Below are 1,944 nucleotides of genomic sequence, written 5' to 3' on the forward strand. Positions count from 1 at the left end.
CCGTACCGGCCTTTGTGCTTGTGGAATATTGTTGCTATTTTGTCCTTCACATCCTTGTATTTGTCATCATTGCCAATATTTTTCATGTGATAGTAAAAAGTGCTGCGTGCCATCTTCTTCAACTCCAACAGGAGATTGAGATCCACATGCTCCTCGCGCCTTAGTTCGTCAATGGCCCGCGCCCAATCCTTCTGTTTCGGGACTCTCTTTCCTCGACTAAGGCTTTCACTTTTTTTAGCAGCAGGTTCTCCGCCCTGAGGCGTTCGATCTCCCTGCGGAGCCTCTCGTTTTCCTTCTCACACTCTTCCTTTGGTAATCTTTTCATAATGCTCCTGGATTGTTCTCTTGGCGATGGTTGCTTACTTGCAAGCGCATCCTTTCCACCCTTGTTGAACTTGGACAGCCAGCCGACTAAGGTACTAGCCGAGATACCATGCTTAGAACTAATCTCAGGCAAAGTTAGCTCAGATTCTTGATATTCACGAATAATTTCGCATTTTTTTTCAAATGAATACTGGTTTTTCTTACATATACGCTTGTTTTCAAGTCCGGAGACTCCTTTTTCTTTATAAATGTATAACCACTCATAAATTTGATGGTGTCCAATGTGTAAACGGTCAGACACTGAACGAGGAGAGTTGCCCGCCTCTACTAATCTAATAGCTTCTAACTTTTCTTCTAATGTTCTTCTTCGCATATGAACAGTAAGTGTTGTGTCCAACTTTGGGGGTTCACTTCAGTCAGTGTCCTGCGAGGATACGGAGGTCCGCAAGCGGACTGTTTTGATGAACGCGAATTATCGCAAATTAACCGTGAATTAAAGGAAAATAATTTTGTGCCTTGGATGATTTGTGAGCCGAATGAAAAAGAAGGAAGGAAATTGTTGGAGGAGATAATGAAGGGAGGAAATTTTGGGCAATATGATGAAAGGGGAAAGGAATTTAAGAATGGAGGAATGATTAAGCATGGACTATGGAAGCTGAAAAGAGTGATGAGACTTGTTGGCAGTTATCCTGAGGAGGCTCTGTGGGAGCCGGTGTTTAGGGTGTGGCATTTAGGATGGAGGAAGGTGAATGGGTAATGATGAATGATTAGTGATTAATGATAGAAATATGCAGTTTTTTGATGATTTGTTTGGTGGATTGAAATAAAAGATGTATTTTTGCAGGTGCGATTAATAAAGAAAGGACTAATATGAATACAATAATATCCAAAGAAGAAGCTTTGAGAAGGCTTGTTGCCACAAAGGAATCAAAAGGACAGCGTATAGCGGTTCTTAAGGAAAGAATGAAAGAAAAGTATGTTAATAGCATGGGGGTTGAACCCGAAAATATCCTTTTCTTATGATTACTCCGTTGTCTATTTCTGAAATAAACAAAAAGGCTGGTACAGGACAGGGGAAAGGTCCGTGTCCCGCCTCCTCAATTTTTAAAACATTTGGGATCGTATTTTTGACTATACCTGCGTGACAGTGACCTGTCCCCTGTACCCTAGAAGTTTTTAGACTTTAATTTGGTTTTGTCTTCGATTTAAATAGGGATTGTCGTTTAATTCTTTCAGTCGTGGAGGCATAGAGGTCAGCTTGGTATCTTGATGCTCCATGCGACAAGTTTTAATTGCTTTTTGCTGGTATAACGGCACTCCAAAGTCGTGTATTTGCTACCTTTGCCGATAACAGATTAGGAGTTCTCTTCGGAGGACTCCATCTTAATTCCGTTTCAGATGTCTCTTATGCCGCCTTGGTCTCTTGCAGCCCAGCCAGACGCCCCGCCAGGTGGACTGCGTTCGCTGTGTGGATGCCGAAGAAGATGTACAGGATCTCTGTTTTCTTCTTCCTGGCCTTGATCCTGCGCATGGCGTAATGCTCTTTCTGTGTTCCGAACGAGCCTTCCATCTGAGTGGCCCTGACTCTTGCCAGTTCCTTGCGGACATAGTCTTCCTCCC

Annotated in this window: 3 protein-coding genes and 1 pseudogene; 2 read left to right on the forward strand and 2 right to left on the reverse strand. The window is 42.9% G+C overall.

The genetic code is table 11. The features are described from left to right. Positions 1-160: 160 nt before the first annotated feature. Positions 161-697, reverse strand: coding sequence for a helix-turn-helix domain-containing protein (locus CIK99_RS14370; RefSeq protein ID WP_094379475.1), 537 nt, complete (start codon positions 695-697; stop codon positions 161-163). 138 nt (positions 698-835) lie between these two features. On the opposite strand from CIK99_RS14370, the gene CIK99_RS15045 reads away from it, so the two are divergent. Together CIK99_RS15045 and CIK99_RS15470 are read left to right on the forward strand one after the other, a co-directional pair. After that, positions 836-1,081, forward strand: a complete 246-nt coding sequence (locus CIK99_RS15045; protein WP_144008017.1) for a hypothetical protein — start codon at positions 836-838, stop codon at positions 1,079-1,081. A gap of 113 nt (positions 1,082-1,194) precedes the next feature. Beyond that, complete coding sequence (locus CIK99_RS15470; protein WP_158215999.1) at positions 1,195-1,347, forward strand: hypothetical protein; 153 nt, start codon at positions 1,195-1,197, stop codon at positions 1,345-1,347. Between the two features lie 382 nt (positions 1,348-1,729). Here the strand turns inward: CIK99_RS15470 and CIK99_RS14380 are convergent. Beyond that, a pseudogene (locus CIK99_RS14380) lies at positions 1,730-1,944 on the reverse strand (DDE transposase); the annotation flags it as partial.

Origin of the sequence: Prevotella sp. P5-92 (assembly GCF_002251245.1) — a bacterium.
GTDB lineage: Bacteria > Bacteroidota > Bacteroidia > Bacteroidales > Bacteroidaceae > Prevotella.

Coding starts and splice junctions, on each gene's coding strand:
- CIK99_RS14370 (WP_094379475.1), bottom strand. CDS start 697: ATGCGAAGAAGAACATTAGAAGAAAAGTTAGAAGCTATTAGATTAGTA.
- CIK99_RS15470 (WP_158215999.1), top strand. CDS start 1,195: ATGAATACAATAATATCCAAAGAAGAAGCTTTGAGAAGGCTTGTTGCC.